Annotated in this window: 24 protein-coding genes; 19 read left to right on the forward strand and 5 right to left on the reverse strand. The window is 45.0% G+C overall.

The window, feature by feature from the left end; all coding sequences use genetic code 11:
• Nucleotides 1-27: 27 nt before the first annotated feature.
• Nucleotides 28-828 (reverse strand): DoxX family protein, encoded by an 801-nt coding sequence (locus AC59GT_RS15265; RefSeq protein ID WP_497238432.1) that lies wholly within the window; start codon nt 826-828, stop codon nt 28-30.
• Between the two features lie 377 nt (nt 829-1205).
• Here AC59GT_RS15265 and AC59GT_RS15270 point away from each other — a divergent pair, with 377 nt between their 5' ends.
• On the forward strand, nt 1206-2699 hold the full coding sequence (locus AC59GT_RS15270; RefSeq protein WP_497238433.1) for a hypothetical protein: 1494 nt from the start codon (nt 1206-1208) through the stop codon (nt 2697-2699).
• Nucleotides 2674-3177 (forward strand): hypothetical protein, encoded by a 504-nt coding sequence (locus AC59GT_RS15275; RefSeq protein ID WP_497238434.1) that lies wholly within the window; start codon nt 2674-2676, stop codon nt 3175-3177. Before AC59GT_RS15270 ends, AC59GT_RS15275 begins: the two co-directional genes overlap by 26 nt.
• 49 nt (nt 3178-3226) lie before the next feature.
• Here AC59GT_RS15275 and AC59GT_RS15280 read toward each other — a convergent pair whose 3' ends face one another.
• The 3 genes from AC59GT_RS15280 to AC59GT_RS15290 all read right to left on the reverse strand — a co-directional run bounded on the left by AC59GT_RS15280 (nt 3227) and on the right by AC59GT_RS15290 (nt 6074).
• Entirely contained in the window at nt 3227-3892 is a 666-nt protein-coding gene (locus tag AC59GT_RS15280; RefSeq protein ID WP_497238435.1) for a Type 1 glutamine amidotransferase-like domain-containing protein, read from the reverse strand.
• A 67-nt stretch (nt 3893-3959) separates the two neighbouring features.
• A complete protein-coding gene (locus tag AC59GT_RS15285; RefSeq protein ID WP_497238436.1) occupies nt 3960-4700 on the reverse strand; it encodes a 3-keto-disaccharide hydrolase in 741 nt (246 codons plus the stop codon).
• Between the two features lie 3 nt (nt 4701-4703).
• Nucleotides 4704-6074: a Gfo/Idh/MocA family protein gene (locus AC59GT_RS15290; protein ID WP_497238437.1), complete on the reverse strand. Its 1371-nt coding sequence runs from the start codon at nt 6072-6074 to the stop codon at nt 4704-4706.
• Between the two features lie 418 nt (nt 6075-6492).
• On the opposite strand from AC59GT_RS15290, the gene ubiE reads away from it, so the two are divergent.
• From ubiE to AC59GT_RS15345, 11 genes are all read left to right on the forward strand, one after another.
• Complete coding sequence (gene ubiE / locus AC59GT_RS15295) at nt 6493-7224, forward strand: bifunctional demethylmenaquinone methyltransferase/2-methoxy-6-polyprenyl-1,4-benzoquinol methylase UbiE (RefSeq protein ID WP_497238438.1); 732 nt, start codon at nt 6493-6495, stop codon at nt 7222-7224.
• Complete coding sequence (gene porT / locus AC59GT_RS15300; protein WP_497238439.1) at nt 7221-7958, forward strand: type IX secretion/gliding motility protein PorT/SprT; 738 nt, start codon at nt 7221-7223, stop codon at nt 7956-7958. Before ubiE ends, porT begins: the two co-directional genes overlap by 4 nt.
• 148 nt (nt 7959-8106) lie before the next feature.
• The gene (locus AC59GT_RS15305; RefSeq protein WP_497238440.1) at nt 8107-8865 is read left to right on the forward strand and encodes an SDR family oxidoreductase; all 759 of its coding nucleotides are present in this window, start codon (nt 8107-8109) and stop codon (nt 8863-8865) included.
• Between the two features lie 45 nt (nt 8866-8910).
• Nucleotides 8911-9360: a GatB/YqeY domain-containing protein gene (locus tag AC59GT_RS15310; RefSeq protein ID WP_497238441.1), complete on the forward strand. Its 450-nt coding sequence runs from the start codon at nt 8911-8913 to the stop codon at nt 9358-9360.
• Between the two features lie 120 nt (nt 9361-9480).
• Entirely contained in the window at nt 9481-10242 is a 762-nt protein-coding gene (locus AC59GT_RS15315; RefSeq protein WP_117382565.1) for an alpha/beta fold hydrolase, read from the forward strand.
• A gap of 3 nt (nt 10243-10245) precedes the next feature.
• The gene (locus AC59GT_RS15320; RefSeq protein ID WP_497238442.1) at nt 10246-10908 is read left to right on the forward strand and encodes a CBS domain-containing protein; all 663 of its coding nucleotides are present in this window, start codon (nt 10246-10248) and stop codon (nt 10906-10908) included.
• An 88-nt stretch (nt 10909-10996) separates the two neighbouring features.
• Nucleotides 10997-12307 carry a hypothetical protein gene (locus tag AC59GT_RS15325; RefSeq protein WP_497238443.1) on the forward strand — a complete coding sequence of 437 codons (1311 nt, stop codon included), beginning with the start codon at nt 10997-10999 and terminating at the stop codon, nt 12305-12307.
• Between the two features lie 17 nt (nt 12308-12324).
• Nucleotides 12325-12954 carry a hypothetical protein gene (locus AC59GT_RS15330; RefSeq protein ID WP_497238444.1) on the forward strand — a complete coding sequence of 210 codons (630 nt, stop codon included), beginning with the start codon at nt 12325-12327 and terminating at the stop codon, nt 12952-12954.
• 60 nt (nt 12955-13014) lie between these two features.
• Entirely contained in the window at nt 13015-13896 is an 882-nt protein-coding gene (locus tag AC59GT_RS15335) for an NAD kinase (RefSeq protein WP_497238445.1), read from the forward strand.
• A gap of 9 nt (nt 13897-13905) precedes the next feature.
• Nucleotides 13906-14694: a type IX secretion system protein PorG gene (porG, locus tag AC59GT_RS15340; RefSeq protein WP_497238446.1), complete on the forward strand. Its 789-nt coding sequence runs from the start codon at nt 13906-13908 to the stop codon at nt 14692-14694.
• Between the two features lie 589 nt (nt 14695-15283).
• Complete coding sequence (locus AC59GT_RS15345) at nt 15284-15808, forward strand: ExbD/TolR family protein (protein ID WP_497238447.1); 525 nt, start codon at nt 15284-15286, stop codon at nt 15806-15808.
• Nucleotides 15809-15872: 64 nt separating this feature from the next.
• On the opposite strand, the gene AC59GT_RS15350 is transcribed toward AC59GT_RS15345, so the two are convergent.
• Nucleotides 15873-17141 (reverse strand): S41 family peptidase, encoded by a 1269-nt coding sequence (locus AC59GT_RS15350; protein ID WP_497238448.1) that lies wholly within the window; start codon nt 17139-17141, stop codon nt 15873-15875.
• 328 nt (nt 17142-17469) lie between these two features.
• Here AC59GT_RS15350 and uppS point away from each other — a divergent pair, with 328 nt between their 5' ends.
• From uppS to AC59GT_RS15380, 6 genes are all read left to right on the forward strand, one after another.
• Entirely contained in the window at nt 17470-18210 is a 741-nt protein-coding gene (gene uppS / locus AC59GT_RS15355) for an undecaprenyl pyrophosphate synthase (RefSeq protein ID WP_497238449.1), read from the forward strand.
• A 63-nt stretch (nt 18211-18273) separates the two neighbouring features.
• Nucleotides 18274-20826: an outer membrane protein assembly factor BamA gene (gene bamA, locus AC59GT_RS15360; RefSeq protein WP_497238450.1), complete on the forward strand. Its 2553-nt coding sequence runs from the start codon at nt 18274-18276 to the stop codon at nt 20824-20826.
• A gap of 19 nt (nt 20827-20845) precedes the next feature.
• A complete protein-coding gene (locus AC59GT_RS15365; RefSeq protein ID WP_497238451.1) occupies nt 20846-21376 on the forward strand; it encodes an OmpH/Skp family outer membrane protein in 531 nt (176 codons plus the stop codon).
• A 51-nt stretch (nt 21377-21427) separates the two neighbouring features.
• Nucleotides 21428-21940, forward strand: coding sequence for an OmpH/Skp family outer membrane protein (locus tag AC59GT_RS15370; RefSeq protein ID WP_117382556.1), 513 nt, complete (start codon nt 21428-21430; stop codon nt 21938-21940).
• A gap of 61 nt (nt 21941-22001) precedes the next feature.
• Complete coding sequence (murI, locus tag AC59GT_RS15375; protein WP_497238452.1) at nt 22002-22844, forward strand: glutamate racemase; 843 nt, start codon at nt 22002-22004, stop codon at nt 22842-22844.
• Between the two features lie 140 nt (nt 22845-22984).
• Nucleotides 22985-24058, forward strand: coding sequence for a complex I subunit 1/NuoH family protein (locus AC59GT_RS15380; RefSeq protein WP_497238453.1), 1074 nt, complete (start codon nt 22985-22987; stop codon nt 24056-24058).
• Nucleotides 24059-24082: the final 24 nt, after the last annotated feature.

Genomic DNA, 24082 nt, shown 5'->3' on the forward strand with positions numbered 1-24082 from the left:
TTCATTGAATGCAGGTTTAGCAATAATCTAAAATGTTGCCAGTTTCTCTGTTTTGTTAAACCACGGCAGGAAAGACGCTGCAAGTAGGGCTATGATAACCAGGGAGTTGAAAAGCGCTATTTTTTGCGCATACGGGATAAGTTTGCCGGCGAGGGTTATCGTAATCATATTGACCATTACTAATACGGCAATTAGCCGTTGCAGGTTGGTGATCGCTTTTACCTGTACCACACTGTAGCCGATAATCACAAAAGCAGCTACCGCAAAACTGTTGGTGAGTATGATGTTGAACCGTGATGATATAAGTGCCACTGTACCAAAGGCAAGTCCAACAAAGTTGTAAATATTGTTGCCGTATCTATCAGTAATGGTGGGCGTAACTGCGTTAGCGTATGCCGGATTGATAAGTACCTTTAACTTGGGCCAGTCGTATAGCAGCAGTAATATATTCAGGAGGATAAAAAAGCCATTAACATAAGGTGTGCCTGTCCACTGCATCGACACGGTTACGGCAAGTATAGACAGGTTCATGGGCATCAGCATTATGGCTGCAATGGTACTGTAGCGTTGCGAAAGTAACAACAAGCCGCATATTACCTGCAGCGTAGCTACTACCCGCGCGAACAGCGCAAGCCCGTAACGGGCAAGGGCATCTTCCAGCAATGGTGGACCAATAATCTGTCCGAAATGCCCATGTGTAAGTTTGCACAGGCCGGCAGACAAAAATATATAGCCAAGAAATAACCTGATAAGTACGATAAGAAAATCTTTATGGCGAAACATGATGATATTTTCTTCAAAGGTGTTGCTGAAAGTTAACTCACGCAAAAGTTTTAGACCAACTACGATCAGTAGTCGACAAATTAGAAGTTTATCGACGAACGGACAATGTTTGTTAGCGATGTCTTACGTTCAGCTTCGATGGCGTTCATGCTAATTAATGTTTCTAGCCCTTTGTTGGTGTTGTCACTAACAAACTGCAAAGAGCAATAAGATCCGAAGAAACCGGAACTTGTTGGTGATAATACCAACAACGGCCTAACGCTATTATTTTGGAATATAAAAGAATTCTTTTTATTAACTTAAAAGAGATAATGTAAAAAAAATGTTGCTAACTTTCGTTTAAATAAATAAAGTTATGAAACCTAAACTTAAATGGAGGGCCATCGCTCCGCTTTTTACACTTCTAATAGTGCTTAGTGCTGGTGATAGATAGCTGTAAGCGTGAATCTTTCGAATCTAATCAACCCATAGTTGTTGAGAATCAAACTTTAGTTTTAAAGGAAGCAAACATGTGGTTTAATTCTTCCTTTCAAAATCGGGTAGCTTCTAGTGGTTTGTCTCAATCGACAACAAGTATTTCCAGAAAATGGAACACAGGATTGCAACCTGATTGGAAAAAAGCCGATATATACAAGAAAGGCGAGGATATCTTCCTCGAATTACCTCTTAGTTCTGGCGAAGTCTCGTTTGCGGTCAATGTTTCTGATGGCAGGCTCGTTACCAGAGGAAATAATTATACTAAAGTTTCATATTTGATCTCAAAAAAAGCCGGCAGTACCTACAACGCCTGGTTAATGGTGCTGGTAGGTGACACGTCATATGTGAATGGCAATCCACAAAAATTCAAGCAAAACACGTTCAAAACTCAAGATGCCAATTTTAGCGGAAGGTTGCTTTACTATTCTGCTGATGGCGATTTTATAGCCGGCTGGAGATATAAAAATGGCTTGATAACGAAAGATATTTCAGTTAGCCAGGTTGGGTTTGCTCCAACCAAGCAAGTTACATCCGTCGGCGTGAGGCTTGTACAAACTTGTACTGCAATTCCGGTTACGACGGTCACATGGCAGTGTCTTACTGTTGATTTTGGTAGTGGAGGACCACAAACTACCTGCACCCCTTATTATAATAGTTCTTATATAATCGAGTGCACTACAACCGGTGGCGGCGGTGACAGCGGCGGCGGCTCCGGTAGTGGCGGTGGCGGTGGCACATATCCTTCTCCCCCTCCAACACCTACGCCTCCTCCAGGTTGCCCAGTGGCAGCTGTCGCCTCGTCAAGTGGCCCACAAATCAATCTTCTACCAGGTGGTGGCGGCGGCGGCTCCGGCGGAAGTGGCGGAACAACTCCGTGCCCGCCAGCTAAGACAATAGAAAATGAAATAACAAATGATTGTTTAAAAAATGCTGTAAATGAAGCTATTCAAAAAGGATTGACAACATTTACTTCTGAAATGACCAATTATTTGTTTGGAAGTACCGAAGGTTTTGATTTGACGTTAAAACAAGTAAGTAATCTCACGGCTGATGTTGATGCGGTTACTCAACAGGTGGGCACTTATGCTATCGAGATAAGTTTCAACGGCAACGTATTGCCCAACTCTTCTAAGGAATATGTAGCAGCAACAACAATGCATGAGGCATTGCATGGCATGATGGATGCAATGGGTAACCGCAATGAGCTGAAAAATCACGAGGGAATGGCTAAGAACTATGTTACAGTTATGAGTAAAGACTTACAAGCCATGTTTCCTGGCCTTAGCTCTGATGATGCAACGGCAATGGCGTGGGGTGGCTTAGGCGATACTGTTGACTGGCAAAATTTAGTTAAATCTGATCCTACCAAAGCACAACAAATTATTGATACAAACAAAGCTTATAAAGATGCAAGTGGTACAAAAGGTAAAAGGTGTTAGTTTAAAGGTAGCTATCTGTTGTTTATACCTGCTGTGTTCTAAAGCAGGATATGGTCAGGAAGCATATAGGCAGTTTAGCAAAAACTTCAGCAAAGTGCTGGTCTATCCGCGTACGTTGATAGACTCTTGCACTCCTGCTTATACAAATGTTATAATTGACATTGATAAAAATGGATATATTAGCGATATCCTGATTTCAGACAGTGCACCGGCGGCACTTAAAGAAAAATTTAATGTTGTAAAAGGAAAGCTGAAGAAAGAATTATTCCAGGATTATGTTGGTGAACAGCATTTTAAAAATTGTGGTTTGCTCATACCTGTTTTTTATGTGTTTGCAACTGATACAAGCTTTTGCGGCAATCCATACAGTGAGGATCTAATTAGACAACAGTACTTCCAGTTTAACTTAAATAAATACCAGAAGCTTGTATTGCCGCTCACACCGATAGTTAATAAAATATATAAACCTGTAAAATAAATTGGTAAGCAACTTATTGCTGGTAATATAAACAGGACAATAAACAAACTTAGGGAGTACACAACTTCCATTTACCCTCAGAGATCACCTCAATTCCACCATCCACTATTTTAATAGCGGTCTGGTCGTCTATCAGGTAGGAGGGCATCGGTAAGGTAGCAGCAAGCTTTTCCAGGTTAGCCTGCGAATTATCCGGGAACCACTCATGGTCCAGGTGCGGATGTATAGCAATATCAACCAGGTTTAGCGACTTCGGCGAGTCTGCGGGAAGTGTGTGGTTGCCATAGGTAGTGCCGTACCGGGTCATGATCATGCTTCCTGCACTTAGTCCAACATAAACCATTTTATTTAGCAGGGTAGGTAGTAAGTCCGCCAAGCCTGACTGCTGCATCCAATAACACAGGTACTGGCAGTCGCCGCCGCCCACCAGCAGCGCGTCGGTTTCCTGCAGCAGGGGCAACCATAGTTCTTGTTTAATGCTGGGCAACGCTGTGAGCTCCAATAAGCCTATCGATTTCCATCCTAAATCACAGAAGGGGTCACCTAACGATCCGTTGATCACCCTGTATGCCAGACCGCCGCCGCCGGGGATGCCGTAGATAGCCGTAGGTATAAAAAGAGCACTAGCTTCGCTCACGGGTTTTCCCAATAGGTCAACCAAAGCATTGCGGATGCTGGTATTGCTGATTCCCGCAGATGTAAGTAGTAGCTTCACTTATTAATGATACCGCTCTGTTAATTGTTAGCCAAAAACACTTTTCTTATCGCAACCACTTGTTCAATTATAATCCCCTAATCTTAATATTCCTGAAGTAAGCCTTATGCCCATGGTCCTGCAGGGCTATGCGGCCGGTTTTTGCCATGCCGTATTCCGGGTGCTCCTTCCACTTCCCGGTTGCTTTCTTAGTAGTCCAGTCGCGGCCCCAGGCGGTAAACTCCAATATTTTTTTGCCGTTTAGCCAGTGTTCTACATGCCCTTTATTAAACACGATCTTGCTTGTGTTCCATTCGCCAACCGGCTTTAGTTCTTTTTCATTATTAGGAACGGTCATGGCGTAGTCTGCGCCGGTTTTTTGCCAATCTTCCAGTTTGTCGGGTACCCAGCCCAGGTCATCAATTATCTGGTACTCGGGCCCTGTTTGATAGGTGGACGTGTATTTTGGGTCTTCCACTACATGGTAAAGTACGCCGCTATTGCTGCCTTTGTCAATCTTCCATTCCCACACAAGCTCAAAGTTGCTAAACTCCTTGTCGGTAGCTATGTCGCCGCCGGTGTCAGTGCCTTTTACAGTCCCCAGGCAAACCAATGCACCGTTCTCCACTTCCCAGTTTACCACTGGGGCTTTCTTATTGTAGCCATGCCAGCCTGTAAGGTCCTTGCCATTAAACAAGCTTATCCAGGCATCTTTTTTGGCAACTTTCTTCACCGGGTCAGGGTCGGTAAGGCGAGATGCAAACGTTTGTGCGCCGGTAATACAGGTAATGGCAGTTGCAATACCAAGGATAGTTACTGGATTTTTCATAGGTTAACCTTTTAAAGTCCTCATCTTTTCCGGATCCCAGAACATAGGCGAATTTTTAAAATAACTATCGTTGCAAAGCAGGGCAGGGGCAGCCGCACGGTAGCCGAAAATGGCATCTTCGGTAACCTTGCCGTTGGTACGTATAGCAGTAATAAAGTTGTTCATATGATCATACGGCCCTCCAAGGTATCCTTTCTCCGCATCATAGGTTATCTGCTCTGGCGGCAGCATCATTTTACGTCCGCCGCTTGCCTGGCCCATTTGCTTCATCTTTTCTATGTAGAAGGGGTCGGTATTGTCTATCATCTTGTTACGTTTTAAAGTAACACTATCCCAAGTGATGTCCATAGCGCCTTCGCTGCCCACAAGTTTCAGGTAGGTAGTGCCGCTGGTGCCATCCACAAAGTTGCATCGCAGCGATAGGTTAAATGCCGGGTGGGCCGCGGCTTTGGCATAGTCGAAAGTGCCCAATAGTACATCGGGCACTTCGCGGCCATCGTTCCAATAGCGTAGTCCACCGGAAGCATAAATTTTATTAGGCCCCATAGAACCGGTTATAAAGTGCAAGCTGCTAAACAGGTGTACAAAAAGGTCGCCCGCCATGCCTGTTCCGTAGTCGGTATAGTTCCTCCAGCGGAAAAAGCGCTTGCTGTCGAAAGGCCTTTTCTTGGTATTGGCTACGTAAGTTTCCCAATCTACCGTTTGTGTAGATGCATCATCCGGGATAGGGTATTGCCAAACCTCAACCGCTCCGCGGCGTGCCCAAAATCCTTCAGCGTAGTTTAGTTCGCCAATGGCGCCGGCTTTAAGCAGTTCCTTAGCCTTTTCGTTGCCGAGTGATGATACACCCTGACTGCCCACCTGGAATATTTTCCCGGTTTCCTGCTGTGCTTTTATTACAGCAGGACCTTCCATTACGGAGTGTACCATCGGCTTTTCGCAGTAAACGTGTTTACCGGCGCGCATAGCGTCAACAGAAATTTGCTGGTGCCAGTGGTCGGGTGTGGCCACAATTACGGCATCAACATCCTTGCGATTAAGTATCTCCTTGTAAATTTTAGTTGTGAAAATGTCGTTACCCCATTTCTTTTTGGCTTCTGCAAGGCGCCCATCATATAGGTCGCACACAGCAACCACTTTCACGCCTGGTACTTGCAGAGCAGTGTTAAGGTCTGAAGTGCCCATGCCACCTGCACCAATAAGCGCAATGTTTACCTGGTCGTTCGGGCCAAAGTGGTTATACTCCTGTTTAAGATAATGAAACGTGCCTGGTTTATCGTTAGCTAAAAGGCTATTGCCAACGGTAACTGCGGCGGCAGTAGCGGCCAGCTTTTTAATAAATCCCCTACGCGATGCTTCGTTCGGTTCTTTCATGATGATGTATTAGGTGTTGTATAATTGTTATAAGTGAAGATATAAAATAGGATTGGCATTCAAAGCGTAGCTCCGAATTTTAGGTCAATTTCAACTTCACCGAGGTGCTTGCCATTGGACTTTTTCCACTGGTTCTACTCACCCCGACATCGCTATCGCTCGTCGACCCTCTCTCCGCTGCGCGCAAAGAGGGTTGATGTAAAAACGCGTCATTGCGAGCGATAGCGCGACAATCATCTACATGCTTGCGGTGACCTTTCTAGCGAGGACTGCTTCGTACCTCGCAATGACGCGGCGTTACGAGCACCACGCAAAAGAGCAGCAGGACTACCTACACAAACATTGCACAAGCTCAACACTCCACCTACTACCAACCCTTATCACTCACCCACAAAAAGCTTATCTTTGCCGCTAAAATATGAGCAAAACAGTAACCCCATACCAGGACGAGAAAGCCACCAAGAAAGAACAGGTGGCCGATATGTTCAACAACATTTCAAAAACCTACGATTTCCTGAACCACTTTATGTCGCTGGGTATCGACATTATCTGGCGCAAGAAAGCCATAAATGAGCTGAAAGCGGATAAGCCGCAGCTAATTCTGGATGTTGCCACGGGTACCGGTGATTTTGCTTTTGAGGCATTGAAGATACTAAAGCCTAAAAAGATAATTGGCGTAGACATTTCGCAAGGAATGCTAAACATTGCCGACCAGAAGATTGCCAAACGACACCTGTCAGACAAGTTTGAAGTGAAACTTGGCGACTCTGAAAAGTTGCCTTTTGATGATAATGGTTTTGATGCTGTTACGGTAGCTTACGGCGTACGCAACTTTGAGAACCTTTTGGATGGGCTTACCGATATTCACCGTGTGCTTAAACCCGGTGGCAAGGCGGTAGTACTGGAGTTCTCTAAACCAAAAGCATTCCCGGTAAAGCAGTTATATAATTTTTACTTTAACTATGTAACGCCTGGCATAGGTAAGCTGTTCAGTAAAGACGCGCGTGCTTATTCGTACCTACCAGAGTCTGTTGCCGCATTTCCGGATGGTCCCGCTTTTACCGCCATGATGGCTAAAGCAGGCTTTACAAATACCAAAAGCAGGCCTTTGGCGTTTGGTATTTGTTCAATTTACACCGGTGTTAAATGATAAAACGCTACCTGGCCATCTTAACGGTGCTTTTGTGCTGCAGTAATATGTTGCAGGCACAGCAGTTTGCACCTGCATGGGGTGGAGGGGCCGACCAAACCGACCTGAGCTTTGGTTTTAGTTTTTCATACGTAAGCAGCAATTTCAAGATAGTAAAGCAGCCCAACTGGCGCTCGCCATACTTTGATGCCGATCTGGGCAAACCTGCTACCGATTCGCTCAACTCAATCAGTTCACCATCTACACCGGGGTTTGCTGTTGGTTTCATCACCCGTTACCGCATTACCGATCACCTGGAGGTGCGTACCACACCCTCGCTAGTTTTCTCCGACAAAAAGCTTATTTACACCTACGCAAATACTGCCGAGCCTATAGAAAAGCAGGTGCAAACCACCACGGTAGATCTCCCGCTTTCGCTTAAGCTAAAATCTGACAGGATTGGCAACATGCGCGCTTATTTACTTGGTGGCCTGAAATTTTCCGGTGCTATTGGCGGCAAAAAGGAGGATGCTAATACCGCACCATTAGATCGGATAGTAAAAAACGTAAAAAGCTACTCCTCTTACGAGGCCGGGTTTGGTTTCGATATCTACTTCGAGTATTTCAAGCTCTCGCCCGAACTAAAGGTGACCAACACCTTTGGCAACATGCTGGTGCCCGAGAACCATCCGTTCTCATCACCTATCAGCAAGCTATCGCTGCATACTATAATGTTCAGCCTGTATTTTGAGTAAGAGCCCCACCCAACCTCCCCTGAAAGGGAGGGGCAAAATACCGCAACAGTAAACTTGCATTAAGTCTCACCCTTCAGGGGGAGATTTAGAGGGGCTTCTTTCATCTCAAATAAAAACATAATTTTGCTGCCGATAGTTACATATACCTATGGCAAAGATCGCATTAATAACAGGAGCAACCGCCGGCATAGGCGAAGCATGTGCACGGCTATTCGCCCGTGAAGGGTACAACCTTATATTAACAGGCCGCCGCATGCAAAGGCTGGAGCGACTGGCACAGTCGTTAAATGATAAGTACAATGTACAGGTAGCAGTATCCTGCTTTGACGTGCGCAGCCGCCAGCAGGTAACAGAAAACCTGCAGAGCCTTCCCGAACAATGGAAGCAGGTTGATGTACTGGTAAACAACGCCGGCCTGAGCCAGGGTCTGGACCCTATAGACCAGGGCAACCTGGATGACTGGGACACCATGATAGATACCAATGTTAAAGGCTTATTGTATATTACCAAAGTAGTAAGCGGGTGGATGGTGGAGAATGGCTTTGGCCACATCATCAACATTGGCTCTATTGCCGGAAAAGAAGTTTACCCCAATGGCAATGTTTACTGTGCCTCTAAGCACGCGGTAGATGCCCTTAACCAGGGGATGCGTATAGACCTTTTAAAGCATGGTATTAAGGTTACCGCCGTGCATCCGGGCGCAGTAGAGACAGAGTTTTCTGAAGTGCGCTTTAAGGGCGATACCGACAGGGCCAAAAAGGTTTACGAAGGCTTTGATCCGCTTGTGGCAGATGATATTGCCGAAACCATCTGGTTCGTGGCATCACGCCCGAAACACGTAAATATAAACGATATTGTAGTGATGCCCACAGCGCAGGCGAGCGCCACGAATATTTTCAGGGGCTAACTAATACCATATTCACCAGATTACTAATTCATTAAATACCGACCCATGTCACTTATACAACAAATAGACCAGGATATTAAACAGGCCATGCTGGCAAAACAACCCGATCGCCTGCGTGGCTTACGTGCCATAAAATCTGCTTTGCTTTTAGCCAAGACAGAAAAAGGCGCGAGCGAAGAACTTACGCAGGATGCCGAAATAAAGGTGCTGCAAAAGCTAATCAAACAGCGTAAGGAATCAGCAGACATCTACAAAACGCAAGGCAGGGAAGACCTGTACGAGATAGAAATGGCGGAGATGTACGTAATAGAACCCTACCTGCCACAGCAGATGAGCAAGTTCGAGATAGAAGGCTACGTGCAGGAACTTATAGGACGTTTAGGAGTAACATCGGTTAAAGAAATGGGCAGGGTAATGGGTGTTGCCAATAAAGAGCTCGCCGGCCGTGCAGATGGTAAAACAATATCAGAAGTAATTAAGCAATTGTTGGGATAATTAATTTTCTAAATAGTTGTAACTATATCCGAATAATCTAATTTTACCGTGAAATATTGCTTTTTCAGACCGAAATGAAAAGTGGTCTGAATTAACCGGAAGGCAGTTTTAAGAGATATTATGAGTTTTGCACTTAAACAGGAAAAAGGCTTTACATATATAGATGAAGGGGAAGGCGAACCGCTTTTGCTGCTGCACGGCCTTATGGGTGCGCTCAGCAATTGGGAAAAGGTAATAGAGGAGTTTAGCCCTAAATACCGGGTTATTATCCCTATTCTGCCTATTTATGATCTGCCGCTTCTTACCACAGGTGTGCGGGCACTTTCAAAGTTTGTACACAAATTTATTAAGTTTAAAAAGCTGCTTAATGTTACCATGCTGGGCAATTCGCTTGGCGGGCACGTGGGGCTTATATATGTACTTGCACATCCGGGTTATGTAAAAGCACTGGTGCTTACAGGCAGTTCGGGTTTGTACGAAAACGCCTTTGGCGGATCATTCCCTAAGCGGGAGAGCCGCGATTTTGTAAGGGAGAAAGTGCAGTATACTTTCTATGATCCGGCTACTGCTACTGATGAACTTATAGACGAGGTATACCAAACCATTAACGACCGCGCCAAGGTAATACGCATTTTAGCCATGGCAAAATCGGCCATAAGGCATAATATGAAAAGTGAACTGCGCAAGATAACCATGCCGGTTGCGTTAATATGGGGCAGGGATGATAAAATTACACCTCCTGAAGTAGCTGTTGAGTTTAACGAACTGCTGCCCAACTCGGAGCTGCACTGGATAGATAAATGCGGGCATGCGCCAATGATGGAACGCCCCGAAGAGTTTAACCATTATCTGAAGCTGTTTTTGGATAAACATAAAAAATGATATATGCTAGCAATTGAGCTCGTAGCCGACGCAATTCCCCCATTGCACACGTCAGACACTGTACAAAAGGTGTTAGACCGCATGGCGGAATTCCGTGTGCGCCACTTGCCTATTGTGAACGAAGATCAGTTCCTGGGCCTCATCTCTGAGGACGACCTGATTGAGGAGGCCGACTACAACACCCAGATAGGTGCAATAGCGCTTTCGCTGGTAAACCCCTACGTGCTGGAAGATCAGCACATTTACGATGTTATCCGGTTGTTTTATGAACGCGACCTGAGCGTAGTGCCCGTACTGGATGCCAAAAAGGATTATCAGGGCCTTATTTCTATCAATACCATGAACGAGTACTTTGCCAAGATCACTTCAGTAAGTGACCCTGGCGGTATTATAGTGCTGGAGATAGATAATAAGAACAACTCCCTGGCACACATGGCGCAGGTGGTTGAGTCGGACAATGCGCAGGTGCTTAGCAGCTACATACGTACCTTCCCGGATAGCACCCGGATTGAAGTGACCCTGAAGGTGAACAAGCAGGACCTATCCAACATAGTGGCTACTTTCCTCCGCTATAGCTATGACATAAAAGCCACCTTTAACAGCACCGATCATAACGACAATTCTCGCGACAGGTTCGATTCGTTTATGAACTACCTTAATCTTTAATTGCGCAGCTGGTTCTTATAAATAGCAATCTTTTGTGCTGTAACCACCGTCTTTTTTTAGCTTTGCAAAGCTACCATCACCAGCTGCTATGAAAAAACTGTTCTTTTTGCTCCTATGCGCCGGCCTTTTTGCGTCTTGTGAAAGAAACGCCGACAAGCCCGAAACTAAAAAGCTAAATAAACTTGCCGGGCAATACGTAACACTTGGCCTCACCATAGGGCAGTACGATAAAGACTTTGTAGATGCTTACTACGGCCCCGACTCTCTAAAGCCTAAAGACACCATTCTAAAAGAAGAATTTCCAAGGGATAGCCTGCTGGCATCAACCAACGAATTGATGAACGAGGTACGGCTGATGGCTCATTCGGCACAGGTAGACTCCAACCGAATGCGGGCAAACTGGATATACAACCAGCTCATCGCGTTTAACGCCAGGCTCAAAATTTACAGCGAGGAATACAGCAGTTTTGATGAAGAATCTAAACAGCTGTTCGGTGTAGCTGCGCCGATTTATACCGAAGATCATTTCAAAGAACAACTTGCCCTACTGGACAGTATTTTGCCCGGTAAGGGCAATGTTAACGACCGCTTTCAGAAACTGGCAAATAAGTTCGTGATCCCAAAAGACAAGCTGGATCCGGTGATTAAGGCTGCAATTGCTGAAGCACGTAAGCGTACCCTGGCGCATTATAAACTACCCGCAGGCGAGTCATTCTCGCTGGAGTTTGTTACCAATAAAACATGGAACGGCTACAACTGGTACCAGGGCAAGTATAAAAGCCTGGTGCAGATAAATACCGACATAAAGATATTTATAGACCGCGCGATAGACGTAGGCAGCCACGAAAGCTATCCCGGGCACCACGTATACAATATGCTGCTAGAGAAAAACCTTTATCACGACCGGGGATGGGTAGAGCTTTCTATGTACCCGTTGTTTAGTCCGCAATCGTTGATTGCGGAAGGAAGCGCTAACTACGGTATTGAGGTGGCTTTCCCGGGCAACGATAAGGTGAAGTTTGCTAAAAGCACGCTGCTGCCCCTGGCAGGGCTGGACACTACCGGCATAGACCTTTACTTTAGGGCGCTGGACATTAAAGGTAAACTAAACTATGCCCGTAACGAGGCTGCGCGCGGCTTATTGAGCGGAGATATGTCCAGCAGTAAGGTGCAAAGTTATCTACGTAAATACTGCCTCATGAATGATGAAACGGCGGAGAAATCGGTAAGTTTTATCAAGAAATATCGAAGCTACGTTATCAACTACAATTACGGTCTGGACCTGGTGAAGAACCATATTGAAAAACACGGCGGCACAGCTAAAGACCCTCAAAAACGATGGGAGCTTTTTGGTAAACTGTTGAGCAGTGAAGTTACTACCGAAGAATTACAGAAATAGTACCCGACATCAACAGTATGATAAAACGCCTTTTCCTTGTCGCTGTCTGTTCAACGTTAACTTACAGCGGCGTTGTTGCTCAGCAGGCATCGGCACCCAGGCAGCTAAAAAGTGACCTGTTCGGGTGGACAATCACTCCTCCTCCGGGCTTCAACACAATGGATGCTGCCGATTACCAGAAGATGAAGGCAAAAGGCGCGGGCGCCATCGAAGGTACTTACAATGCTAAGATTGAAGATCATACGCACGCTATTTTTGTAATGCGCAAAGATCAGATGCATTATTTTGAAGCCAACTGGCAGCCGTCCAATTTAGGCGGAGGGACAATGGCCGAGTCTGACAAGGCTGTGGGAGACATTCTTTATGGCACCTTTGAAAAAAACATGCTGGGCGCTAAGCTGGATACCAGCTACACTTCAGAAGTGGTGAGCGGTTTGCCATTCCGGCTTTTTAAAATGAACATTTCCTTTCCTAACAAGATCACTCTAACCATGAACCTGTACAGCAAGGTTTTTGGGAACAAGGACCTGTCTGTAGTGATGATGTATGTTGATAAGGCAATTGGCGAAACCATGCTGGCGGCATTCAGGGCATCTACATTCAGTAAAACAGTACAAGCTAAGCCGCAATCTAAACGCAAACCATAAAGAGTATTAGCGGATAGTTCCGGTTTTTACATTCAAAATTCGATATTAGTAAGAAAATATATGAGGATAGCAGTATACGGCAGGCAGTTTAACGATCCGCAGGTGTTCCCGTTCATCAGGCAGGTTTTTGATAGCCTTGTGCTGCATAATGTAGAAGTGTACATACATGCACAGTTTAACGAGTACCTGCAGGGCAATGTAGATACTTCGCCTTATAACGTACTTCAGCCAACAGACCCTATAAAGGATTTCATCGACATTTTTATCACCATTGGTGGCGACGGCACATTGCTGGATATGGTTACGCTTATCCGCGACAGTGGCGTGCCTGTTATAGGCATTAACTTTGGCCGCCTGGGTTTCCTGGCCAGCATTAACAAAAGTGATATAGTAGCAGCTATTCACGCCGTTGTGAACAGGGAGTTTACGCTGGATAGCAGGGAACTGCTGGTGATAGATTCTGACGATAAGATATTTGGCGAAGACAACTTTGCCCTTAACGATGTTACCATACACAAGCGCGATGATTCAGCCATGATCACCACGCATGTAACGTTAAATGATGAATTCCTGAATTCTTACTGGGGCGATGGTATTATCATATCCACTTCCACCGGCTCAACCGCATACTCATTAAGCTGCGGCGGGCCTATTATTTTTCCGCAGTCTAACAGCATAGCGCTCACCCCTGTATCGCCCCATAACCTTAATGTAAGGCCGGTAATACTGCCCGATACCAGCAAGCTATCATTTGAGGTAGAATGCCGCGCAAACAACTATATTGTATCTTGCGACAGCCGCACGGCCACTATCGATAAGACGATGCAGTTCAGGGTGTATAAGGCCAGCTTCAGACTCAATTTAATCCGCCTGAATAATGAAAGTTACTTATCCACGTTAAGGAAAAAGCTCTTATGGGGATTAGATGCCCGTAACTATTAACTTTAACGGATGCCAAAACTCTCCGCTATTTTATTCTTTTGCTTTATAGCCTTAAACGTTAGCGCCCAAACCTGGGAGATAGGCGGCAATTTGGGTGGTGCAGGTTACATTGGCGATCTTAACAGCAATCCGGTAAAGCTTAGCGGCGGCTCTTTCGGCTTATTTGTAAAACGTAACTTTAACGGCTATATAGGAGCAAAGCTTAATTACCAGTACGGTAAAATAGCCGGGGCAGATAGCACTTCGCGTTACCAGCAGATCTACAACCGTAACCTGAGCTTTACCGATGGCCTAAAAGAACTGAGCCTTACCGCTGAGTTTAACTTTATGAAGTACATTCCGGATGCCGGCAAGAACAAGTATACACCCTACGTTTTTCTTGGAATAGGCATCACCGCGTTTGCACCCCGAACTACTTATGGCGGAGAAGAACTTTCTTTACGTACACTGCGAACAGAGGGTCAGGAAAAAGAATACGGTAAAAATACCATTGTAATACCCTATGGGGCCGGTTTTAAATACAACATAGGTGGTAAATGGACAGTAGGCGCCGAAGTAGGCTACCGGTACACCCGTACCGATTTTCTTGACGATGTAAGCGGCCTTTACGCGGATAAAAGTAAGCTGCCGAATTCCACATCAGTAGTATTATCCGACAGGTCGGGCGAGCGTGGCGGTCCATACATTGGTGCTCCCGGTACCCAGCGTGGCGATCTTCGGCCAAAGGATATTTACATGTTTGCCGGCTTTACCCTTACCTACACTTTTGTTACCCAAAGGTGCTATTACGAGGAATAAGCGGTAGAGCCGACTTACCCTCCAAGCCGCCTCTCTGCTGTGCGCAAAGAGACGGCGCTATTAATTTTTTTTTAACTCAATTTGTATTTCTTCCGTCACCTTTTTGCGCGAGGCGGGAGAGGGTGACGACACACGAATTGCTGCTCCATCTGAACGTCCTTGATGCGGGTTTTTTGTAATCATTCAGAAACCACTACGTCATTGCGAGGAACGAAGCAATCTCCCGATAGAAAAGGTTGCCGAAAGCATGTCGGGAGATTGCCATGCTATCGCTCGCAATGACGATTTCTTGTATCACCCTCTTTGCGCGAAGCGGAGAGGGGGTCGACAAGCGATGTCGGGGTGAGTCGTCCTGCGTTCCTTTTCTTTTACTCACCTTTTTGGGGCAATATAGTTTCAACGAGCAATAGCAACATCGGAGGGAATCTAACAGTCAACAGGTTCTACAAAGTTGTTAAAATCGAGTTTTTTGATTTTTAATTCTTCTATATTATAAATAACAGAATTATATTTTGTTTATTAAAACTTATTTGTACTTTTATTCGTTTAATAATGCATAACCCAATGTTCAACCTTAAACGATAAAGCCATGGCCGAATTAAACACCGCTCCTGAAAACAAAGGCAAAAAAGTTCGCAGGAGCAAACAAGCCTTACGGGTAGATCTTACCGCAATGGTGGATCTGGCCTTTCTGCTAATTACCTTTTTTATGCTTACTACCACCTTAGCCAAACCCAAAATCATGAAAGTGGCGATGCCGGTTGCTGATGCGGAGCCTGAGCCGTCGGGGGCATCCCGTAGCCTTACTATTTGCCTGGGCGCTGATGATAAAGCCATTTGGTATTTAGGCACAGCAGATGAACCGATAATATCTGCCACGGTAACCAACTACGGTAAGGAGGGGCTGCGCAGGGTAATTAATAACATGCGCCAAAAAGTTCGTGAGACTACAGGTAAAACCATGCTTGTACTGGTGAAACCATCTGCAAAATCGGTCTACAGCAACCTGGTGAACACTATTGACGAATTAAATATTGCCGCTGTCGATCAATACTCAATAGCTGACGCGGACGCAAAAGATGTGGTTATGCTGCGGGATAAGCATGTGTACTAATTTTACCCTAAACTTTATATAATAGAATAGCCCCGATCCTACATGATAGGAAAGGGGTTGTTTATTACTTACTGGTGGTGTTGTCTGTAACCGGATGTTCTGCCTGATATTGGATTGCCTGCTTTATCCAATCGTTATCAGGATTTAAGAATACCGCAGGCTTTAGGCCAGCACTTTCATAACCAAGATAACCGCCCTCATCATTCATGTCAGTAATGTATAACCTGAAAATGCCGGAAGGCAAAGTTTCTGTTGTGCCCATGTTATTGCCATAAGTGAGTGTGCCGTTTGTGGTCTCGCCAAGAAGTGTTACGTTTTTTAACTGTTTAAGTCTAATGCTAAACTGCTCGGCGTTGCTGTATGTGCGGTTGTTGATTAGCCCAAGTATGCGGCCTTCTGACGAATAATTTCTCAGCAATGTGAAGAACTTCCCCGCCGCCTTAAACCCGCCGCCACCATTATTGCGTAAATCTACAATTAACACAGGTGCGGTAAGCGAGTCTTTTATCTGGTTATAGAAATCCTGGCTTGCTGCAAGACTAGTTGTACCTGTTGCAAAACTGCCGAGACGCAAATACTGCATTTGTTTACTAATGTTGCGGAACTGAAACACCGGCTCTTTGGGGTTAATATTAACGTAGTCTTTACGATCCGGAAATTTCTTCCACCGCAGTTCTGTAAGCATGTTATGCATATACTTTTCATTAGCAACCAACCCCCAGTATTTTTGAATTACATGGCAATGGTAAGACCTGAAACGATTAGGCTTATACTCCGTTAATACAAGCGCTATTTGTCCCGGCGCCCAGGTCGGGATGTTGCTTTGCGTCACCACGCCTACAAGGCTATCCCTTTTTGCGGTGCGGTAGAGTGCTATGGTCACTTCATTTCCGTTATGGTAAATACCCTCTACGCTGTCGGCCGGTACCTTAAGCATAGCCCTATAAAGTGAGTCGACATTTATGTTAGCTACCGGCTGTTGTTTGTAAGCCGCAGAGGCACGATAAGAATTGATAAATGCCGTGTCTTTGTATTTTGCTGTAGTGATATCAAAGGGCGGTATACGGTAAAAGTACAGGTGATTGTCGTTAAGCGGCAACAGCAGTGTTGAGAGCATGTAAAAGCGTGAAAACTCGTCCTTCGCGTTAGGCAGGTCTTTAAGCAGTTGCCGATATGTTCTTTCAAATTGTTGTTCTTTGAAGCCCTTTACCTGGTCTTTATAGGAAGGCAGCTTTTTTATAATGGTGTACAGCCTTTCAGCATCTGCATCAGCGCTTTGTGCATTAGCATAAAAGTTAATAAGGCACAGGCATAATAAAAGAAAGCGGTTCATGTAGTTGTTGAATGGGCGTCTTGTGAGGCTCTGTTTGGAAAAGTACAAAATTCGTATCAAATCCACCCACATCTTGCTGGCATAATTGTAGCCAGAAAGCGATAATAAATTAATTAAGCAACGTTACAGAAGGGATATTCGCGCATTCACCAAATTCGTTGGCTCATTATTTCTTTTTTGTCATACTAAAATAATACAAAGTAAGTTTTACCTTTGTCACCTGAAAAAAAATAGCATAAGTTGTTGAAAGCTTTGCTTAAAGCAAGGTGTTTTACAATAATGCATGTATTTAATAGCTGATGTCGGGCTGTTAAAACCGCAGGTAGAAATGAGTTACAAAGATCAGATTGATTTGCAGAAATTGCCCCGCCACATAGCTGTTATTATGGATGGTAACGGCCGTTGGGCTAAAGGCAAAGGCAAACTAAGGGTATTTGGCCATCACAACGGTGTGCTTTCTGTACGTGATGTGGTTGAGGGTGCCGGCGAGCTTGGGGTAGAATACCTTACTTTATACACCTTTAGTTCCGAAAATTGGAACCGCCCTTCCTTTGAGGTAAATGCCATTATGGAGCTCCTCATCAGTACCATCAACAAAGAAATAAATAAGCTGATGCAGAATAATGTACGGCTTAACGCGATAGGGGATATGCAGCAGTTGCCGGGCAAATGCTTTAGAGAACTTAACAACGCAATAATTAAAACATCAACAAATACGGGGCTTGTACTTACACTGGCTTTAAGCTACAGTTCGCGCAGGGAAATGGTGCATGCTGCTAAAGAGCTGGCCACCAAAGTGCAAAGCGGGGAACTGCGCCCCGAAGATATTGATGAGCAAATGTTTGAAGATAATTTATACACACACGGTATGCCTAACCCGGAGCTTTTGATAAGAACCAGCGGCGAGTACCGTATAAGTAATTACCTGCTGTGGCAAATTGCCTACGCCGAACTGTATTTTACCGATAAGCTGTGGCCCGATTTCAGGCGTGAAGACCTGTTTGAGGCCATACTGGATTACCAGAAGCGGGAGCGCAGATTTGGACTTACAAGCGAGCAGGTGAACTAAATTTTTTCTTTTAACAAATTTTAACAACTGTATAAATTATTTTTAGCCCACTAAAATATTCGGATGAATAAAGTTTTTTTCGCTATACTTTTCTCTATTATAAGTACTGCTGCAATAGCGCAGGTTCCGGGCCAAAGGCGCGGAGGGCTTACCAAAACCATACCTGCCGATAGCTTAAGCTACCTTAACCCTAAGGAGTATATCATCGGCGGCGTGTCTATCAGCGGAGCTAAATATCTCGACAAGGACGTATTGCTCCAGATATCCAAACTAAATAAAGGCGACCGCATTACCTTACCTGGTGAGGCTAATGCCAACGTTATTAAAGACCTTTATAAACAAGGTTTGTTTGATGATATTCAACTTAATGTTACCGATATTAACGCAGACACCATTTACCTGCAGATAGCCGTTGTAGAGCGCCCGCGTTTATCAAGGTTAAAATTAACCGGTATACGTAAAGGCGAAATAGAAGACATTAACAAAAAACTAACCGATAAAACTGGTAAGATTGTTAACGAGAACCTGCTGAGCACTACTACTGCTATTATTAAAAAACATTTTAACGAGAAAGGTTATCTTAATACTACGGTAAACATCACCCAAACCAAAGATCCCGGCGACCCTAACAGCGTTATACTTAATGTTGCTGTAAACAAGGGGAGCAAGGTAATGATACAGCACGTAACGTTTGAAGGCAACAAGGAGTTCTCTCAAAAGAAACTGCGCAAGTACCTTTCAAAAACCCGTCAGCGCCGCTGGTACAATATCTTTGGTTCTAAAAAATTCAAGCAGGACAAGTACGAAGAAGACAAGCAGAACCTTGTTGACCAAATGCAGGCTAAAGGTTACCGTGATGCAGAGATACTAAGCGACACTGTTACCAAGAACGACGAGAAAACCGTTAACGTAAAAATTAAGGTTTACGAAGGTCCTAAGTATTACTTCGGTAATATTAAGTTCTCAGGTAACGCTCAGTACCCTGCCGAACTGCTTACTCGTATCATGCAGATAGAAAAAGGCCAGCCGTTTAGCGAGGAAGAGCTTAACAAAAGGCTGACTGGTCCAACGCCGAACAACGATGACGTTTCATCGCTTTACCTTAACAACGGTTATTTGACCTTTAATGCTGATCCGGTACAAACACGTGTTTACAACGACACCGTGGACCTGGACATCCGTATATATGAAGGCCCGCAATACAACATTGGCCGCGTGGTATTAAAAGGTAACGATGTTACTAACGACAAGGTGGTAATGCGCGAGATACGCACCAAGCCGGGACAGAAATTTAATAAAGAATTACTTATTCGAAGCGCGCGAGAAATTGGCCAGTTGGGCAACTTCGACGAACAAAAGATTGACCCTCGTCCAACCAACATCAACCCTGCCGAGGGTACTGTCGATCTGGTTTATAACGTGGTAGAAAAACCATCCGACCAGATAGAGCTATCAGGTGGTTTTGGTGGCGGTCAGCTGGTGGGTACACTGGGCTTAACGTTCAACAACTTTTCGCTTCGTAATATCTTCAACGGTAAAGCTTACCGTCCGCTGCCAAAAGGCGATGGGCAGAAACTTAGCCTCAGGGGACAATCAAGCGGCCGTACGTACCAAAACTTTTCGTTCACTTTTAGCGAGCCTTGGTTAGGTGGTAAAAAGCCTATCTACTTTGCGCTGTCTGCTTATACGCAGGGAAGCTCTACGGGTCAGTATTTTCCGAAAAGCAGCCCTAGTTACAATAAGCTGCGTATTAATGGTGTTGGTGTTACCCTGGGTAAACGCCTTAACTGGCCGGATAACTACTTCCAGTTAAATTACTCATTAAACTTTGACCACTACGACCTGGATAACTACGGAGGTTACCTGTTTAACAATGGTACATCATACAACATTAAGTTAACGCAGGAGCTTAGCCGCAACTCTATCGACGTTCCGCTTTATCCTACGCAGGGTTCAAACATGAAACTTACCCTACAGGGTACGCCGCCATACTCGTTGTTCAATAGCACCAACTATACTATTGCAACGCCAGAGGAGCGCTACCATTTTGTAGAGTATTACAAGATCAAGTTTGACGCGCAATGGTTCACCAAGATTACCGGTAAGCTGGTGTTGATGTCTCAGGCAAGGTTTGGTTTCCTTGGCCAGTACAACAGTAAAGTTGGACCGTCACCGTTCGAGCGCTTTAAATTAGGTGGTGATGGTATGCAGAGCTACCAGTTCCTGCAGGGTACAGATATTATTGGTATGAGAGGTTACGAAAACTTTTCGGTAGTGCCTGAAGGGTCAAACCTAACAGCCAATACAAACCAGGGTAACGCTATTTATAACAAATACACTTTTGAGTTAAGGCACCCTGTTGTTGCCGGTTCATCGGCAACAATATACCTGCTTGCATTTGCAGAAGGTGGTAACGTTTGGGATAATATAAACAAGGTAAATCCGTTTAACGTAAGACGCTCAGTAGGCTTTGGTGCGAGGATTTTCTTGCCGATATTTGGTTTATTAGGTTTAGATTATGGTTACGGTTTCGACAAGATCCCCGGCCAGCCTGATGCCAATAAAGGGCACGTTCACTTCTCTATCTCACAAAGCTTAAGTGGTGGGTTCAATTAATTAATTTGTAAATTTATTTATGAAGAAGATAATTTTAGTACTGTTTTTCACGTTTTCAGCATTCACCGCCGCACTTGCGCAACGTTTTGCTTATGTCGATTCGGATTATATTTTGAAACATATACCCGATTACGCTTCATCACAAAAACAATTGGCAGCATTGTCTGATCAGTACCAGAAAGAAGTTGATGGCCGTTTCCAGGAGATTGACCGCCTGTATAAAGCTTACCAGGCAGACCAGGTATTGATGACCCCTGAAATGCGTAAACGCCGCGAGGCCGAAATTGTTGAAAAAGAAAAAGCGGCAAAGGATTTCCAGCGCCAGAAATTTGGTCCGGATGGCGAGCTTTCACAAAAAAGCACCTTCCTTATTAAACCAATTCAGGATAAAGTGTCCAAAGCAGTACAGGCAGTAGCCGAGAGCGAAAACCTCGACATGATATTTGACAAGAACAGCGAAGTGATAATGTTATATGCAAGCCCTCGTTACAACAAAAGCGACGATGTGATCACCCGCTTAGGACTTAAGCCCGGCGTATTAGCCAAGTAAAAAAAAATACATAAATTCGCGAACTATTTTTTAAACACCAGAACAAAACAAATGAAAAAACTATTTAAAGTTGCTTTGGTTGCAGCAGTGATGTTATTTGCAGGCAACTTTGCACAAGCTCAATCTAAAATTGGCCACATTAACTTTGAGCAGCTTGTTAGCTTAATGCCCGAGACTAAAACACTTAGTGCACAGATAGACGCTTTCAAAAAAACTTATGTTGATAACCTGCAGGCGATGAATACCGAATTGCAGAACAAAAGCGCTGATTACCAGAAGAACCGCGCTACCATGACCGAAGCAACACGTACAGTTAAAGAAACTGAACTGAACGATCTGGGCAAACGTTTCCAGGATTACCAGCAAACAGCTCAGCAAAAGGTAGAAGAAAAAGGTAACGAATTAACCAAACCGCTTATTGATAAAGCACGTGCTGCCATTGCTACTGTTGCAAAAGCAAAAGGTTATACTTACGTTTTAAATTCATCACAGACAGACCTTATTGTGTCTCCTGCTGCTGATGACCTGATGGCAGCTGTAAAAGTTCAATTAGGCTTAAAATAATTAAACCATAACTTATTTTTAAAGCGCCTTGCAAACAGGGCGCTTTTTTTATTTTTACCAAATGGCAAACAGCAGCCCCATAGGCATATTTGATTCGGGAATTGGCGGATTAACCGTATTCCGCTCCATAGTAAAGCAGCTACCCGGGTACGATTACCTTTACCTGGGCGATAACGGCCGTGCTCCCTATGGTAACCGGTCGTTTGCTACCATACACCAGTACACCTGGGAGTGCGTACAGTGGATGTTTAAGCAAGGCTGCCCATTGGTTATCCTCGCTTGTAACACAGCATCGGCGAAAGCGTTGCGTACCATACAACAGCAGGATTTACCCGCTCAGCATGCAGATAAACGGGTGTTGGGTGTAATACGCCCTACGGCAGAGGTGATAGGCAACTACACGCAAAGCCGCAATATTGGCGTGCTGGGCACGAAGGGTACAGTACAAAGCGGATCGTACTTGTTAGAGATAGAGCATTTCTTTCCCGAATTGAAAGTATATCAGCAGGCCTGCCCGTTATGGGTGCCGCTGATAGAGAATGGCGAGTACGATAAACCCGGGGCCGACCATTACGTACAACTTTATCTGGATCAACTGCGTGAACAATCAGCAGATATAGACACTATATTACTCGCCTGCACCCATTACCCCTTGCTGCAGGAGAAAATAAAAGCGCATTTGCCGGCAAATGTTAATGTTGTGGCGCAGGGAGATATAGTAGCTGCCAGCTTGGTGGATTATCTTAAACGCCACCCGGAAATGGAGATTAGGCTGAGCAAGGCAGGTACCCGCACCTTCTACACCACTATAGACGATACTGCCGAGTTTGATCACCATGCGTCGCTGTTTTTTGGCGAAGAAGTAAAAAGCGAGAGCGTTGATGTAAGTGAGGGATGTGTGTAGTGGTAGAATAATCAATACTACATCGTCATTGCGAAGAACAAAGCAGTCTTCCCGCCGCTAATTACCACCACTAAAAAACCCCTACCAAAAGAGTCAACTATCCTGCTCATTTAGTAAGTTTGCACGCTAAAGCAAACGCCTTGGAGTTTTACCTTACATATTTTATTGTAGCAATAGGTCTGTTCATTTTTGTAGGCCTTTTTACAATGGTTGGCGTTTATGCCGAGCGTAAGGTTAGTGCGTTTATTCAAAACCGTTTAGGCCCTACCGAAACGGGTAAGTTCGGGTGGTTGCAAGTGCCGGCCGACATGCTGAAGATGGTGCAAAAGGAGCTTATCATCCCTGCAGCTGCCGATAAGATTTTGTTCCTGCTTGCACCTGCCATCATATTTATCGGTGTGTACCTGGGCTTTACGGCTTTGCCTTGGGGCCCCGGAGTAGTACCTGCAAACATTAACATAGGGTTATACTATGTTTTCGCTATCATCTCGATTGAAACGTTAGGTATCCTGATGGCGGGGTGGGGGTCTAATAACAAATATTCGGTATTGGGTGCCATGCGTTCTGCTGCGCAGATCATCTCTTATGAAATACCCGCGGGTTTCGCATTGATAGCCGTGGTGATGATCGCCGGGACGCTTGATTTGCAAGCAATAGCCATGCAGCAGGGCATTCTATCAGCAGAGAAGATCAAGTTTTTAGGATTTTTAGATGTATCTGCCACCGGCGGGATACTCTCCTGGAATATATTTAGGGCGCCGCATTTGCTGGTGGCCTTTGTTATTTATTTTATTGCCTCCCTGGCGGAAAGCAACCGCGCACCTTTTGATATCCCGGAAGGGGAGTCTGAGCTGGTTGCGGGCTTCCATACCGAGTTTACAGGGTTGCAATTCGCGCTGGTATTTTTAGCCGAGTACAGCATGATGTACCTGGTGTCGATGGTTGGTGTTATATTGTTCCTTGGAGCATGGAACTCGCCGCTGCCTAATGTTGGCTCCATTGCATTGGCAACGTGGACTACAGGCACCGTATGGGGCATTATTTGGATATTGTTAAAAACGCTTGCACTGGTAGGTGTGCAGATGTGGATCCGCTGGACCTTGCCCCGTTTAAGGGTAGACCAACTGATGCGCCTCTGCTGGAAAGTACTTACACCCGCGGCGTTCGCCTGTATGCTGATATCTGGCGTATGGCGTTTGTGGGTAATGCAGTAGTTAGGCGAGTAGCAGGCTTTTAAA

Source organism: Mucilaginibacter sp. 320_HR, assembly GCF_059691875.1.